Below are 15,213 nucleotides of genomic sequence, written 5' to 3'. Positions count from 1 at the left end.
TCCATAATTGGCATTATATTCGGTGGCTGGTTGTTATCCATAATTGGCATTATATTCGGTGGCTGGTTGTTATCCATAATTGGCATTTGAATATTTGGCATTTGAATATTTGGCGGTATGACTTGTGGAATAACTACATTTTCTTTCGATACATTTGGTGATACTATATTCCCTACGTTTTCTTTCTTTACTTGTGGTGACACTATATTCCCTACGTTTTCTTTCTTTACTTGTGGTGACACTATATTCCCTACGTTTTCTTTCTTCACTTGTGGCGATATTATATTCCCTATATTCTCTTTCTTCACTTGTGGTGACACTATATTCCCTACATTTTCTTTCTTCACTTGTGGTGACACTATATTCCCTACATTTTCTTTCTTCACTTGTGGTGACATTATATTTCCTACATTTTCTTTCTTGACTTGCGGTGACACTATATTCCCTACATTTTCTTTCTTCACTTGCGGCGTTATTATATTACCTACATTCTCTTTCTTCACTTGCGGCGATACTATATTATTTTTTTTCGTTTGCGGAGAAATGATATTGTTAGGTTTCATTTTACTAATTTGAGGAGCAATTAACTCACTTCCTTTTTTTATTACATCTGAAATTTTATATTCTTTTTTCGGTTTTATTGGTGGTTGTGGCGGCTGTGGCAATACATTTACCGAAAACTTCGTGTTTTCTTTTTCCGCCGGTTTTTGTTTTTCTATCACAGGTGGTTTTTGAATAACAGACGGTTTTTCAACTGGTTTCTCTTTTTGAATTGGCTGTTCTTTTTGCACCTCTTTTTGCGGTTTCACCTGTACTTCTTTTTGCGGCTTTACCTGCATTTCCTTCTGCGGTTTTACTTGCACTTCTTTTTGTGTTTGTTGCATAGCTGGCTGCTGTGTAATTGGTGCTGATTGATACGTAACTTCTTCTTCATCTTCTATTCCAAGCGGAGTTGGTGTTGCTGCAAATTCTTTTTGCTGCACTTCTTTTACGTATTGCTTTGGAGGCGCTGAACCTGCTCCAGCCTGTTGTTTCATGTGAATACTCTTTGATGGCACTTTAATTTTCATACCTGGCATGATTAAATCTGGATTACTAAGTTGTGCATTTGTTTTTTTCAACGTGTCAAAATCCACTCCGTACTTTTTCGCAATTTTCCAAAGGGTATCCCCTTTTTGCACGATATGAATTTTCAAATTTTCCCCCTCCTGTATAACTTATCTATAAGTAACAAATCTCATGAAGTAACTCTTTCTAAATAACATTAACTTCTTTTCACTTTTATCACTTCTTCGATTTTCAATATCATTCGAAGTGGAATAAGCATAAAGAACCACAATGATTTCTTCAAAACAATGTATGCCCATTTTGTTCTTGTTATGATTATATGTATGAAAAAAAGCAACGGGAATACCGTTGCTTTACACACGCTCTAACATACGATTTAATGCAAGAACCGCTTCTGCCGTTACTTGTTTATCTACGCTAATAACGTTAATTTCTTCTCCTCTTTCTATCGTTTCAAGTACCCATAATAAGTGAGGCAAATCAATTCGGTTCATCGTTAAGCATGGACACATAAATGGATTAAGTGAAACAATTTCTTTATCTGGATGTTGCTGAATAATTCGGTTCACTAAATTCATTTCTGTACCAATCGCCCATTTGCTACCAGATGGCGCCGATTCAATCATATCAATAATATACTTCGTTGAGCCTGCATAATCTGAAGCAGCTACCACTTCATAGCAACATTCTGGATGTACAATAATATTCATATCAGGATGATTTTTTCGTACGCTCTCAATGTTCTTCACTGTAAAATTTTGATGAACAGAACAATGCCCTTTCCATAAAATCACTTGAATTTCTTCTATATCCCCATCGTACTCTAATGAATCTGTGTGTGGGTCCCATACTGCCATTTTATCTAACGGGATACCTAAATCGTACGCTGTATTTCTCCCTAAATGTTGGTCTGGTAAAAAGACGAGACGCTCTTTTTGAGTAAACGCCCAAGATACCATTTGCTTTGCATTAGAAGAAGTTACTGTTGCTCCTCCGTTACGACCACAAAACGCTTTAATTGCAGCTGTAGAGTTCACATATGTTAACGGAATCATCGTATCTCCAAATAATTTCTTTAACTCTTTCCACGCTCTTTCTGTTTGTTCAATATCTGCCATATCCGCCATCGAACAACCTGCACGCATATCTGGTAAGATAACAACTTGATCATCTGTCGTTAACATATCTGCTGTTTCCGCCATAAAGTGTACCCCGCAAAACACAATATATTTTGCGTCTTTATTGCTCGCTGCAACTTGCGCAAGCTGAAGTGAATCCCCTGCTGCATCTGAAAATTGTACCACTTCATCTTTTTGATAATGATGCCCTGGAATGAATAACATTTTCCCCATCTTCTCTTTAATTTCACGAACACGCTTTTCCATATCTTCCGTTGACATCGTGTAATAACGCTCTGGTAACATCGTTTCAATTGGCTGTACTTGTTCTAAAATACTCATATACGTTTCTCCCCCTCTAAGCCACTTTCCTTACCCTTCAATATTGAAACTAATATCAAGTGCTTTCACTGAATGTGTTAACGCTCCAAGTGAAATATAATCTACCCCTGTTTTTCCGTATTTCGATAAATCTTCAATTGTGATGCCCCCTGAAGCTTCTGTAACGATAGCGCTTGGTACAATTTTCGAAAACTCCCGGATTTCATCTGGCGTACGATTATCGAACATAATAATATCCGCACCAGCAGCAACAGCCTCTCTCACCTGTTCCTCAGTTTCTGTTTCTACTTCTACTTTCACCATATGTCCTAACTTTTCTTTCACTGATGTAACAGCTTTTGTAATAGAACCAGCAAACACAATATGATTGTCTTTAATCATGACACCATCATATAAACCGAAGCGATGATTAAATCCACCACCACACACGACTGCATACTTATCAAACATACGTAGTCCTGGCATCGTTTTTCGCGTATCACAAATGCGAGTATGGCTACTATCTAAAGCAAGAACCGCTTTACGCGTCATCGTCGCTATTCCGCTCATACGCTGAATAACGTTTAATATAACGCGCTCTGCTGTTAATAACGATGCAATTGGCCCTTGCACAGTTGCAATGATTTCGCCTTTTTCTACAAGATCTCCATCTTTTTTATGAAGCTCTACTTCAATTCTCTCATCAATTAATTTAAATCCTGATTCAATTACTAAACGTCCTGCAAAGACCCCTGTATCCTTCGCAAGAAACGTTCCTTTCGAAAGTAAGTTATCTGGAAAAATAAGCTGAGATGTTACATCTCTTTCTCCTATATCTTCTAAAAAAAATCGATTTAATGCTTCTTTAACTTTTATCGTATTCATAAAGCCCCTCTTCCCTTCATCACACAAGTTGTAGTTTTCTCTTTACTCGAACAATCTCTTTCTTTCCTATATTTCTATCTGGATAATCACTTCGGTAATGCCCGCCAATACTTTCTTCTCTTTGCAGGGCTGAAACAACTATAAGCTCACAAACTGTTAACATATTAATAAGCGTTATCTCTTCATTCGTAAGAACATCATGTTGTAATATCATATTTCGAACACCGTACTTACTAAGCCAGCTCTTCGCATAAAATAAGCTTTGCTCTGTTCGCACAATCCCAACATATTTCATCATACATTTTTGTATTTCTTCTTTCGTCGGTAAATGATTCAGAACGATAAACTTTGCTTCTTTGTCGGCTAGCATGTTCACCTTTTCTTTTGTCTCTCTAGATAAAATGTGCCTTCCGATTCTTCCTCCAAACACAAGACCTTCTAATAATGAATTACTCGCTAATCTATTTGCACCATGAACCCCATTACAAGCTACTTCTCCGACTGCGTATAGGTTCGGAATAGACGTCTCTCCATCACAGTTCGTTTTCACGCCACCCATGTGAAAATGAGTACCGGGCACGACTGGAATAAGGTTTTTATTTATATCGACTCCATTCGTTTTACATATCGATGACACGGTCGGAAAGCGTTGTTCAAAGTTTTGAATCATTTCGATGTTTAAGTACACTTTTTCACCCGCAAGTAGCTGTTCATGAATAGTCCTTGCGACTACATCACGAGGCGCTAAATCCTGTTCGGAATGTATATCCATCATAAAACGCTGCCCTTTGCCATTTATAAGGACAGCTCCTTCTCCACGAACAGCTTCGGACACGAGGCCGGAACAACGCCCACCCACGTATAACATCGTCGGATGAAATTGTATAAACTCTAAATCTACAAGCTCTCCGCCTGCACGGTACACCATTGCAAGTCCATCACCTGTAATTGTCTCATCATTAGAAGTAAAGGCGTATAAACCGCCAATACCGCCTGAAGCTAACACCGTATAATCTGCATTGTAACGTTTCAATTCTCCTTTATTGTTGCGAGTTAAAGCCCCAACACATTTATCTTTTTCTATAATAAAATCGAGCACCATTTCCTGTTCCACTACCGTAACGTATGGAGCTACTTCTTGAATAAGATGCTCTAATAAATTCTTTCCTGTTGCATCGCCACCTGCATGTAAAATACGACGTTTTCGATGCGCTCCTTCTTTTCCAAGATGAGGACCTGTTTCATCTCCATCAAATTTCATTCCTCTTTCAATAAGGTTATTAATTTCTTTCGGTCCTTCCTCGACTAAATAACGGACCACTTCTTCATTGTTATAATGACACCCTGCTACTAACGTATCTTCAAAATGATCATTAGGATTGTCATATGTAGCTACCGCTGCGGCAATTCCACCTTGAGCTAAATGTGTATTATTATTACGTTCCGTCTCCTTTGTGATAATAATCACATTCTTTTCGTGACAAATCTCTTTTGCAACACGAAGTGCCGCAACGCCACTTCCAATAATTAAGACATCTGCACTTGGCATAATTGTTGCCTCCTACTTTACACTTTTCAACTGTCTTGACACCTATATTTACATAGTTTTAAAATAATGACAAGAGTTTTTTTATAATTCTTATTTTCACTACCATTTAAAAAGTAAAAGAAATGTAACTCTTACTAGAGAGAGGAACTTACATGATGATATATCTTGACTATGCAGCTACTACACCTATGAGCGAGGAAGCGTTACAAACATATATGAAAGCAGCTTCGCAATACTTCGGAAATGAACAAAGTTTACATGATATTGGAGGAACGGCTTCTTCTTTATTACAAGTTTGCCGAAAAACATTTGCGGAAATGATTGGAGGCAAAGAACAAGGCGTATTTTTCACAAGCGGTGGATCGGAATCGAACTATCTTGCGATTCAATCACTTCTAAATGCCCGAAATAAGAAGCATATTATTACGACACCTATGGAACATGCATCCATTCGAAGTTATTTTCAATCTCTAAAATCAAAAGGTTATACGATCACTGAAATTCCTGTTGATAAAAGCGGACTCATTTGTTTAGTAGATTTAGAGGCAGCTATTACAGAAGATACTGTGCTAGCAAGTATACAGCATGGAAACTCTGAAATCGGAACCGTTCAAAACATTACAAAAATCGGGCCACTTTTAAAAAAATATAATGTTTTATTTCATACGGATTGTGTGCAAACGTTTGGTAAACTGCCTATCCATGTTTTTGAGATGGGGATTGATAGTCTTTCTGTTTCAGCACATAAAATATACGGACCAAAAGGTGTCGGCGCTTGCTACATAAATCCGCAATCTCGCTGGGAACAAGTATTTCCAGGAACTTCTCACGAAAAAGGATTTCGCCCAGGTACAGTAAATGTTCCCGGCATCGCATCTTTTTTAACAGCTGCTGAAAATATATTAAAAACTCAATGGGAAGAAAGTTTACGTTTTAAAGAGTTACGATCCTACTTTTTAGAGCAAATACAAACACTTCCGCTAGAAATTGAAGTAGAAGGCCATTCTACTTCTTGTTTACCACATATTGTTGGGGTTACAATAAAAGGAATAGAAGGTCAATATACTATGCTAGAATGTAATCGTCATGGTATTGCCATTTCCACCGGAAGTGCTTGCCAAGTCGGTAAACAAGAGCCTTCGAAAACTATGCTTGCAATTGGAAAAACGTATGAAGAGGCCAAACAATATGTCCGCTTCTCTTTCGGACAACAAACAACGAAAGATCAAATTGATACTACTATTCATGCACTACACACAATTGGAAATCAATTTTATAGAGGTGTTAAATCATAATGAAACAAAATGAACAAAAAAAGATTTTAGGTGAAGAAAGACGACAGCTTATCCTCCAGTGGCTTCTTGCTGCAAATGAACCGTTATCTGGGAATGAACTATCGAAAAAGACGAACGTAAGTAGACAAGTTATCGTGCAAGATATTTCCTTGCTTAAAGCACGAAACGAACCAATTATTGCGACTGCTCAAGGTTATTTATATTTAAAGCCACAAGAGAAGCAACAAACTTTCGAACGCGTAATTGTATGCCAACATAAACCAGCAGAAGTACGTCAGGAACTTACAATGCTTGTTGACCATGGCGTTACGATTAAAGACGTAAAAGTTGAGCATCCTGTATACGGTGACTTAACAGCATCCATTATGGTAAGCAATCGCTTTGATGTAGAGCAATATTTACAAAAAATCGAAAACACAAATGCTTCCTATCTTTCACAACTAACAGATGGTATTCACTTACATACAATCGAGGCAGATTCTAAAGAAAAATTAGATGCTGCTTGTGAGGCACTGGATAAAGCAGGATTTCTCGTTTATTAATGTAAAGCACAGAGTTTTTATCATTCTCTGTGCTTTTTTAATGCTATAATATTGTAATCAATCGTAAAGGAGATCAAATATGGGAATTGAACTCGTTCACTTTAGCATTGGCAAACCGAAACAAATGAAATATGGCGAAGATAAAGAAATGATAACAGGTATATGTAAAGATCCTACAGAAGAGGCCTTTCTCTCAAAAGACGGATTTCGTGGTGATGACGTAGCGGATTTAAAACATCACGGGGGACCTGATCGTGCCGTTTGTGTGTACCCACACGAGCATTACGCACTATGGGAAGAGGAATTTCAAACTACGCTTCCCGCTTCCACATTTGGTGAAAACATTACCGTAACAAATATGTTAGAGCATGACGTATGCATCGGAGATACATATCAACTAGGCGAAGCAATCATTCAAGTAACGCAAGCTCGCGTACCTTGTAGCACAATTTCAAAACGTCTTGGCATCCCTGGCATTTTGCCGCGCATTGTAGCAACTGGATTTACTGGCTACCTATGCCGTGTTCTTCAAGAAGGTACTGTACGTAAAGATTCTAAAATTACATTACTAGAACGTCAACCCGGCAATGTTTCTGTTTTGTTCTCTAACGAAATTTATTTTCATAATAGAAAAGATAAAGATGGCATTGAAAAGATTCTTGCTGTTCCAGAACTAGCTGATATTTGGCGTGGTCAGTTAGAAGATCGTCTTGCGAAGTTAAAATAAAGTGAAACTTTAATCAGCCCTCACCAATCGGGCTGCCCGGCAAATAGCGGGATAAAGAATCCCACCTTTTGCAGGTGGGATTTTATTAATCTATCAAAAAATATACTAGGCAATGAAATGATATGGACGATTAGGCAAATACAAATATTCCATCTACATCTTACAACCAATAAGAAGAATAACTCCCCAGTACAGTAACAGAAAAACCGAGTGCTTCAAGTTCCATCGTTACGCCTGGCAATAATACGTCATCGTATGCTTTATCGACATCGATTAAGAAAAAGTAATTTCCAAGACCTGTTTTCATCGGACGCGATTCGATTTTTGATAAGTTTAATTTTCTCCATGCGAAAGCTGATAGCACTTGATATAGGGCACCTGCATAATCTGCAGGTAACGTTATCATAAGCGTCGTTTTCTCTCCGCGGTTTTCTCCGTTATTCGGGAGTATTGCTTTCTTTTTCTTATGGAGCACTAGGAAGCGTGTATGATTATTTTTATGCGTATGAATACTACGTCTTACAATTGTTAATCCGTATTTTTCTGCAGCTGCTTCATTTGCAATAGCGGCAATTTTTTCTTCAGGATGTTCTTTCACATATTGCGCAGCGGCACTTGTGGATGTCATATCTCGAACAGTTACTCCTTTTAATTCTTCATTTACAAACTTATGGCACTGTGCAATGGCATGCGGATGAGAATGCACCGCATATACTTCATCCCACACTTCTGCATACTGCGGATGTACAAGTAAATGCTGCTGAATTGGTACTGTAATTTCTCCTACAATAGAAAGCGGCTGCTCATGTACAAGATAATCAACCGTTATATTCACTGAACCTTCTATTGCATTTTCTAACGGTACGACTGCGAAGTCTACATTTTCATTTGCAGCTGCATCTATACAATCTGGAATCGTTCGATACGGTACATGATCTGCTTCCGGAAAAAAACGACTCACCGCCATATTTGTAAATGTTGCTTCTGGTCCTAAATATCCTACTCGAATCATCGTCTTTTCCCCTCTTTTTCGTTTTCTTACTGTTATACCATACTTTTTTATATTCTTCTATGTAAATTTCGAATATTAAAAAAAGACTAGCATTTGCTAGTCTAAATGTTTCTTATATTCTCTTTGAGCGAAAAAGAAATAAATGATACATGCTACGATATAAAACAGAATGAACAAACCTACTTTTTTTAATGATCCATCCATAAAAAAAGTATTATGAAACGTATATAACGCAACTGCACTATGCATACTCCCTACTATAATTGGCGCAAAAAATAGCATACATAATTGCCAACGAGAAATTTTCCATACTTCTTCCTTCGTCATTCCAAGTTTAGAGAGTGCACCATACTGCTTTCGGTCCGATGCAATATTATGGAACCATTTAAAATACACGATACTACATGAAGTAAGAAAGAATAATATACTAATAAACGAGCCCACAAATAGAGTAATATCGCCGCCTTCTTTCATACTTACATATAACTCCATATTACTTCGAAATGCATTATTATTATCTTGTTTCATATGTTTCCGTAAATCTTCGTTCAATTTCTTCGTCTTTTCGATATTTGATAATGTGTAGCCTCTATATATCATCTTTTCAGAATCAGGAACCTTATTTGCTATATTGTCAAAGTCTTCATCATTCATAACGAAGAACAGCCCATTAATGTACGAAGGGTGATAGTTAAATTGAACCCCTTCTTTCTGACCGTTAAATACGAATTGATATGGTTGATTCATTACTTGCAATTGAATCTCTTTTTGATTATATACATTCGAATTATTGTATTTATTATAATAAACGAGTGTCACTGTACCTTTTTTAGGATGATATGTTTTCTGTTTTTGTTTCCTCGCTTCTTGGTTATAATCACTTTCTTTTATAAGCGGTGCTATTGTTGTTTCTCCTTTATTAGACTGAAAGGATGCATACACTCCAACAAAACTCATATATTGAAAATCATCATACCCATATTGATTCAGTAATTTTTCAACCGCACCTTCTTCAAAGACTTCATAAGTAGAAATACCTTTTTCTATGTACGAAAACGAGTGTACCCCTCCAGTTCGCCACATATCTTGCATGCTAGAAAAATACAAGAACACCGTACCTGTTGCCGTAACTACAAACGTCGTTGCCATAGACATCAGAAAGAAAAAGCGACCATTTTCCTTCATTCGATGTGACAATTGATTCACTATAAATAAATATGGATATGTATACATAATCTTTTTATTTCGCTTTATCATTTCTAACACTTGGGTAGCACCATGCGCGAAAGAAAAATACGTTCCCAAAAAGACAAGTATAGACACAGGGAAAAAGTATATTGCTATCGTAGCCATCGTCACTTGTAGCGCTAACGCATATCCTATCCCTAAACAAATAAAGCCGAATATACAAAGCCACTTTGATGTTTTCTTCTCTTTTTTATCTGTTCGAAATTCTTTCAATAACCGAATGATTTTTATATTCCATATACGTAAAGCACTTATAAAAGATAACAGAATAAAAACGACCATATATGTAATAAATGTTACACCAATCGCACTTACGTCAAATATAACAGGGAGTTCTTTCGGAAGCCCCAGTAACATACTAAACACCATGAAGAAGAGCTTTAAAAAGATCAAGCCCAGCCCTATACCGAAAATATTAGCAAAAATTCCAATTAATATTTGCTCGGTCATAATTACTCCTATTACGTTAGACTTCGTTGCTCCCATTAACATATATAACCCTAATTCTTTCTTACGTGCTTCTATGAAAATAGAAGTAGAGTACAAAATAAATATGACGAAAAAAGAAATAATTATAACATTACATATGATAAGTCCCCAGCGTACGTTTTGATACCACATCGTCTCTTGCATATACGGATGTACAATGACAGACATATATGCAAAAGATGCAAATATCGCAAAACAACTACTTAAGAAAAACACTTTATAATTACGCCAATTTCCTTTTATATTTTGCAGCGCTAGTTGCCGAATGTTCATCTATCTTCCTCCTGTAACTTACTACATAGGCAAAAAGCTAGAGGTTCCCCTAGCTTTTTACGTGTTTTAAATATCCTCTTTGCGCGATCATAAAGTAAATGGCAGAAGCTAAAATGTATGCTCCAATTACAAGCGCACCTGATTTCCACAAATTAATATAAAGCATTTTCCCTAACGTATGAAGAGCAAATCCACTATGAATGGAACCGATTAAAATTGGTATAAAGAAGATAACTCCCATTTGTCGAATCGCAATTTTGCGAATTTCTTTATCTGTCATACCGATTCTCTTTAACGATTTAAATTGAATGCGATCTTGTTCTTTATCGTTAAACCATTTAAAGTATGTCATACTACAAGCGAAGAAGAAGAATAGTACCGCCACGAAGAAACCGATGAACATTGTAATCGCTCCACCTTCTCTTATATCCTTATACGCAAACACTGAATTTCTCAATTCTCCTTGCTTTTCTGGTGCAATTTCATTTTTCAAATCTAATACAAGATCTTCTGTACTTTTCCAATCCTCAATATAATAACCGTAATATTTCGTCTTTTCTTCATCTGGTACGAGTTTTGCATACTTCTCAAAATCTTGATCATTTACAACGAGATATTCACTATCATTAAAAACAGAATACTGCGTTGGATTATTTAATTGAACAGACTGCTTTTGTCCGTTAATTGTAAATTCATACGGTTTCGTGCGGTCTAGCTTCATCAGTTCATTTGACATATCAACCATAACCATTGTTGCACTACCTGGTGCATTATGAACTTCTGTAGGTTGCTCTCTCTTTTGTTTGCGCACTTCCGTATTATATTCTTTTTCTGAAATAATCGTCATCGGTACTTCATGTTCACTATTAAACAACGTTATTTTCTGTGTTGCCGGTAGTTTAACGTAGGTTACTTTTCGCGCATCTTCAAACCCGTGTCTCTTCACAAGCTCCTGTACCTTTTCTTCATTAATAAGGCTATGCGTATTTAACCCCTTTTCCTCATATGAAATAGCGTGTGGTGTAAGTTCTACCGTTTTCGCACTCAAATTTTCAAAATATACGTAAAGCGTGCCAACTGCCGAGGATACAACCGCCGTAATAATAGAAATTACAAATAGAAAACGAGCATTATCTTTCATTTTATAAATAAGGTTACTAAGGACGAACATATTTGGGTACGTATAAAAAGATTGTTTTCGTTTTTGCAATGCTTTTAATACGACTGTACTACCTTGTGTAAATAGTAAATACGTTCCGCCAATTGTCAGTCCTACAACCGGTAAAAAGAGGATGAGGAAATTCAGAAACGTTACTTGGAAGCTAAGTACATACGCAGCAATAATACATCCTATACCAACTACACATAACCATGTAAATGCAAACGGCTCTACTTTTTGCTTTCTTGCTTCTCTTAATAAATCAATAATTTGCAAGCGCCCGACTGTCCAAACACTAAACAATGATAGGATTAAAAATAGAATAAAGTATACACCAGCTGTAATAAGAATTGCTTTACTATTCCAAACGAGTGGAAGTGTCTTATCTATTTTCAATAATACGCTTAACGCTTGGAAAAATAATTTTGAACAAAGCATTCCAGCCCCAATACCAACTACAATTGCAATACTACCTAACATCAGTTGCTCTAATATAATCATTCGGCCGAGCTGCGATTTCGTTCCGCCAATTAATGTTAGTAGACCAAACTCTTTTTTTCTTGCTCGTAAAAACGTTGAATTTGCATATAAAATAAAGAGTGCCGAGAAGATGACCACAATATAATTCATCGATTCTAATCCTTTTGTGATCATCTTCCTCATACTAATATTACCGCTTACGACATCTGGATGATAAATAAAAGAAGCATACATGAAAAATACGACAATCGATAAACAACTACTTATAAGAAACGCTTTATAGTTACGCCAATTTCCTTTTACGTTATTAAGCGCGAGCTGGCGAAAGTTCATGATACTCTCCTCCTAGCATCGCAAGTACGTCCAGAATCTCTTGGAAAAAGGCTTGTTTCGTTCTTCCTTTATGTATTTCCGAGAAAATTTCTCCATCGCGTATGAAAAGGATACGTTCACAATAACTAGCCGCTACTGGATCGTGCGTAACCATTGCAATCGTTACTTTCTTTTGCTCGTGTAAATCTTGTAGAGCGCCCATTAGCGATTTCGCTGACTTCGAATCTAAGTTTCCAGTTGGCTCATCTGCTAAAATTAACGTCGGTTCATGAATGATTGCTCTCGCTGCTGCTGCACGTTGTTGTTGTCCGCCTGATACTTCGTATACTTTTTTATTTAAAATTTCTTCGATGCTTAAAAACTTCGCAATTTCCAGTACTTTCGCATCGATTTCATTTACAGGTTTTTTCGCCATTACAAGCGGTAAAATTATGTTTTCTTTAATGGATAACGTATCAAGTAAGTTAAAATCTTGGAAAATGAACCCTAAATGTGTACGGCGAAACTCCGCTAATTTTGCAGCACGCATTTGATTAATTTCTTCACCATTTACAAGCACATGACCTGAAGTTTGCTTATCAATTGTTGCTAATAAATTTAAAAGCGTCGTTTTTCCGCTTCCTGAAGGACCCATAATCCCTACAAATTCGCCTTCTTCTATTTTAAAATTTATATCGTTTAAAGCAGTCGTCGCTACTGAACCTTTTGATTGGTACACCTTCGTTAATCCTTTTACTTCAAGAACACTCATTTCTAATCCCCCTATGTGTTTTCTTCTTACATTTACTATAAGAAAAATAAGAAAAAGAAACGAGTGATTTCCCTTACAAAACGTTTTGTTATCTTACAGTTTTGTCATTTTTCTCATTAATGTATGATACTCTTCATCTTTTGCAAATTGGAACGTGAATGTTGTTCCTTCTCCTTCAGCCGATTGAACATATATTCCATGATGTAAATTATCGCAAATTTCCTTCGTAATATATAAGCCCATCCCAGTCGCTTCTCTCGTTTTACGTCCATTTATTCCCGTAAAGAATGGATCAAATATGCGCTTTACGTCTTGCTCTGGAATACCAATTCCATTGTCCTTAATATGTAATAACACCTTTTGATTTTTCTCTTCAATTTGAAATTGAATTTCTTTTTTCTCTGCCGCTGAAATTTTTGTATACTTGATTGCGTTTACAACAATTTGACCTATAGCAATACTCAGCCATTTTCTATCAGATGCAACCATACAAGTATCTTCTTCAAACATCACTTTCGGAAATACAGACGATTGAATGAAGGATTTTCGATTTTCATTAATAATACCTCGCACGACATCTATAACATTTACTACTTCTACTTTATAATCCTTCGCAAACTGCTCTAGCCTTGCCATATGTAACGCTAAATCTAAACCATTTAGTATACGGTTATTTTCTTCACGAATACTTTCAACTGTTGCTCTTGCCTCACGATGCTCCTTGCCAAACTTCTGCAACAATAATTCAATAACAGATACTGGTGTTTTCATTTGGTGAATCCATTGGTTCATAAATATCATTTGCTGTTGCTCTTTCGCATGCTGTTTATGAACTTCATTCATATATTGCTGTCTTAATAACGTAAAAGATTCAACGACCATTTCTTGCTCTAATGTATAAGATTCATCAATAAGTAAAGAGTCATGTAATGTATTTCCGCCAGTAACATACTTTTTGATACTCTTTAAAAACACACTCCGTTTTCGGTAATCGTAAATGAGGTATACAGTAAACACAACTGTTCCTAATAAAAGTCCATATAACCACGTACTCCAATCAATGGATTTCTTTTCTAAAAGACTTTGCAACTGCAAAACAAGCCCAAATAAACAAAGGCTAACAATATAAGAAAGTATTAAAGAAAAGCGGTCCATGAGGTAATTTTTAACCTTCATGCCCTTCGCCCCACTCTGTAAGAAGCGCATAACCATATCCACGTTTCGTTACAATTGCATTTTTAATGCCTAGCTCTTCTAGTTTCTTCCTTACACGTTTTACATTTACGGTTAATGTATTATCATCCACAAATGCTACTTCATCCCATAGAGCTTCTAACAGTTCTTCACGCGTTACATATTGATTCACCTGTTTCATTAAACACTCTAATAAGTAAAACTCATTTTTTGTCAGTTCAGTTTGTTGTCCCTGCCACTCAACGATATGCTGGGACGGGAATAACAACAGTCCATTTACACCTAAACAATCACTCTCAGCAGCAGAGGCATACTCTCCATAGCCACGGCGAAGCGCACTCTTCACCTTTGCCATTACGATATCTAAATGGAATGGCTTCGTAATATAATCATCGCCGCCATTTTCAATCGCCATTACTTGATCCATTTCCCCTGTTCTTGCAGAAACAAAAATAATCGGCGCATTCGATACAGTACGAATTTGACGACACCAATAAAAACCGTCAAAGTACGGTAAATTAATATCAAGTAACACAAGATGAGGATTTATTTTTACAAACTCATCTTTTATATGACGTAAATCACTTGCTCTAAATGATTGATAGCCATACCTTTCTAAATGCTCCTCTAATATTCCCGCAATTTTCTCATCGTCTTCTACAATTAATATTTTATACATGTTCTTTTTCTCCCCATAAAAGAATTCTTCTACATTTACTCCTTTTTCCATTATAAATTGAAAATTTAATTAGTGGGGATTTTTTCCTAT

At 36.5% G+C, this 15,213-nt stretch carries 12 protein-coding genes and 1 pseudogene; 3 read left to right on the top strand and 10 right to left on the bottom strand.

The genetic code is table 11. The annotated features are described in order from the left end of the window. From exsA to nadB, 4 genes and pseudogenes are all read right to left on the bottom strand, one after another. Window positions 1-1,196 (bottom strand): annotated as a pseudogene (gene exsA / locus BUA87_RS18930) (spore coat assembly protein ExsA); the annotation flags it as partial. A gap of 225 nt (window positions 1,197-1,421) precedes the next feature. Beyond that, window positions 1,422-2,528, bottom strand: a complete 1,107-nt coding sequence (nadA, locus tag BUA87_RS18925) for a quinolinate synthase NadA (RefSeq protein WP_000025335.1) — start codon at window positions 2,526-2,528, stop codon at window positions 1,422-1,424. A gap of 30 nt (window positions 2,529-2,558) precedes the next feature. Further along, entirely contained in the window at window positions 2,559-3,392 is an 834-nt protein-coding gene (nadC, locus tag BUA87_RS18920) for a carboxylating nicotinate-nucleotide diphosphorylase (RefSeq protein WP_001092229.1), read from the bottom strand. A 19-nt stretch (window positions 3,393-3,411) separates the two neighbouring features. Then, window positions 3,412-4,941, bottom strand: a complete 1,530-nt coding sequence (gene nadB, locus BUA87_RS18915; protein WP_072940474.1) for an L-aspartate oxidase — start codon at window positions 4,939-4,941, stop codon at window positions 3,412-3,414. Window positions 4,942-5,093: 152 nt separating this feature from the next. On the opposite strand from nadB, the gene BUA87_RS18910 reads away from it, so the two are divergent. The 3 genes from BUA87_RS18910 (at window position 5,094) to BUA87_RS18900 (ending at window position 7,505) form a co-directional block, all read left to right on the top strand. Beyond that, complete coding sequence (locus BUA87_RS18910) at window positions 5,094-6,236, top strand: IscS subfamily cysteine desulfurase (protein ID WP_065229388.1); 1,143 nt, start codon at window positions 5,094-5,096, stop codon at window positions 6,234-6,236. Next, entirely contained in the window at window positions 6,236-6,778 is a 543-nt protein-coding gene (locus BUA87_RS18905; protein WP_000812275.1) for a transcription repressor NadR, read from the top strand. Before BUA87_RS18910 ends, BUA87_RS18905 begins: the two co-directional genes overlap by 1 nt. Window positions 6,779-6,857: 79 nt before the next feature. Then, window positions 6,858-7,505 carry an MOSC domain-containing protein gene (locus tag BUA87_RS18900; protein ID WP_023523107.1) on the top strand — a complete coding sequence of 216 codons (648 nt, stop codon included), beginning with the start codon at window positions 6,858-6,860 and terminating at the stop codon, window positions 7,503-7,505. A 160-nt stretch (window positions 7,506-7,665) separates the two neighbouring features. Here BUA87_RS18900 and pheA read toward each other — a convergent pair whose 3' ends face one another. From pheA to BUA87_RS18870, 6 genes are all read right to left on the bottom strand, one after another. After that, the gene (gene pheA / locus BUA87_RS18895; RefSeq protein WP_065229389.1) at window positions 7,666-8,517 is read right to left on the bottom strand and encodes a prephenate dehydratase; all 852 of its coding nucleotides are present in this window, start codon (window positions 8,515-8,517) and stop codon (window positions 7,666-7,668) included. Window positions 8,518-8,613: 96 nt separating this feature from the next. Then, the gene (locus BUA87_RS18890) at window positions 8,614-10,527 is read right to left on the bottom strand and encodes an ABC transporter permease (protein WP_072940472.1); all 1,914 of its coding nucleotides are present in this window, start codon (window positions 10,525-10,527) and stop codon (window positions 8,614-8,616) included. A 49-nt stretch (window positions 10,528-10,576) separates the two neighbouring features. Next, the gene (locus BUA87_RS18885) at window positions 10,577-12,499 is read right to left on the bottom strand and encodes an ABC transporter permease (RefSeq protein WP_001011418.1); all 1,923 of its coding nucleotides are present in this window, start codon (window positions 12,497-12,499) and stop codon (window positions 10,577-10,579) included. After that, on the bottom strand, window positions 12,474-13,250 hold the full coding sequence (locus tag BUA87_RS18880) for an ABC transporter ATP-binding protein (protein WP_000114526.1): 777 nt from the start codon (window positions 13,248-13,250) through the stop codon (window positions 12,474-12,476). The genes BUA87_RS18885 and BUA87_RS18880 overlap by 26 nt, the downstream gene beginning before the upstream one ends. A gap of 93 nt (window positions 13,251-13,343) precedes the next feature. Then, the gene (locus BUA87_RS18875) at window positions 13,344-14,426 is read right to left on the bottom strand and encodes a HAMP domain-containing histidine kinase (protein ID WP_000865403.1); all 1,083 of its coding nucleotides are present in this window, start codon (window positions 14,424-14,426) and stop codon (window positions 13,344-13,346) included. Then, window positions 14,416-15,123: a response regulator transcription factor gene (locus tag BUA87_RS18870; RefSeq protein WP_002082113.1), complete on the bottom strand. Its 708-nt coding sequence runs from the start codon at window positions 15,121-15,123 to the stop codon at window positions 14,416-14,418. Before BUA87_RS18870 ends, BUA87_RS18875 begins: the two co-directional genes overlap by 11 nt. Window positions 15,124-15,213 lie beyond the last annotated feature (90 nt).

The organism is Bacillus sp. bc15 (assembly GCF_900142585.1).
GTDB classification, from domain to species: Bacteria; Bacillota; Bacilli; order Bacillales; family Bacillaceae_G; genus Bacillus_A; species Bacillus_A cereus.
This window is presented reverse-complemented; position numbering and strand designations above follow the sequence as displayed.

Bases quoted from the DNA above. Each gene is read 5' to 3' on its own strand.
- nadA (WP_000025335.1), bottom strand. From the start codon at position 2,528: ATGAGTATTTTAGAACAAGTACAGCCAATTGAAACGATGTTACCAGAG.
- nadC (WP_001092229.1), bottom strand. From the start codon at position 3,392: ATGAATACGATAAAAGTTAAAGAAGCATTAAATCGATTTTTTTTAGAA.
- nadB (WP_072940474.1), bottom strand. From the start codon at position 4,941: ATGCCAAGTGCAGATGTCTTAATTATTGGAAGTGGCGTTGCGGCACTT.
- BUA87_RS18910 (WP_065229388.1), top strand. From the start codon at position 5,094: ATGATGATATATCTTGACTATGCAGCTACTACACCTATGAGCGAGGAA.
- BUA87_RS18905 (WP_000812275.1), top strand. From the start codon at position 6,236: ATGAAACAAAATGAACAAAAAAAGATTTTAGGTGAAGAAAGACGACAG.
- BUA87_RS18900 (WP_023523107.1), top strand. From the start codon at position 6,858: ATGGGAATTGAACTCGTTCACTTTAGCATTGGCAAACCGAAACAAATG.
- pheA (WP_065229389.1), bottom strand. From the start codon at position 8,517: ATGATTCGAGTAGGATATTTAGGACCAGAAGCAACATTTACAAATATG.
- BUA87_RS18890 (WP_072940472.1), bottom strand. From the start codon at position 10,527: ATGAACATTCGGCAACTAGCGCTGCAAAATATAAAAGGAAATTGGCGT.
- BUA87_RS18885 (WP_001011418.1), bottom strand. From the start codon at position 12,499: ATGAACTTTCGCCAGCTCGCGCTTAATAACGTAAAAGGAAATTGGCGT.
- BUA87_RS18880 (WP_000114526.1), bottom strand. From the start codon at position 13,250: ATGAGTGTTCTTGAAGTAAAAGGATTAACGAAGGTGTACCAATCAAAA.
- BUA87_RS18875 (WP_000865403.1), bottom strand. From the start codon at position 14,426: ATGAAGGTTAAAAATTACCTCATGGACCGCTTTTCTTTAATACTTTCT.
- BUA87_RS18870 (WP_002082113.1), bottom strand. From the start codon at position 15,123: ATGTATAAAATATTAATTGTAGAAGACGATGAGAAAATTGCGGGAATA.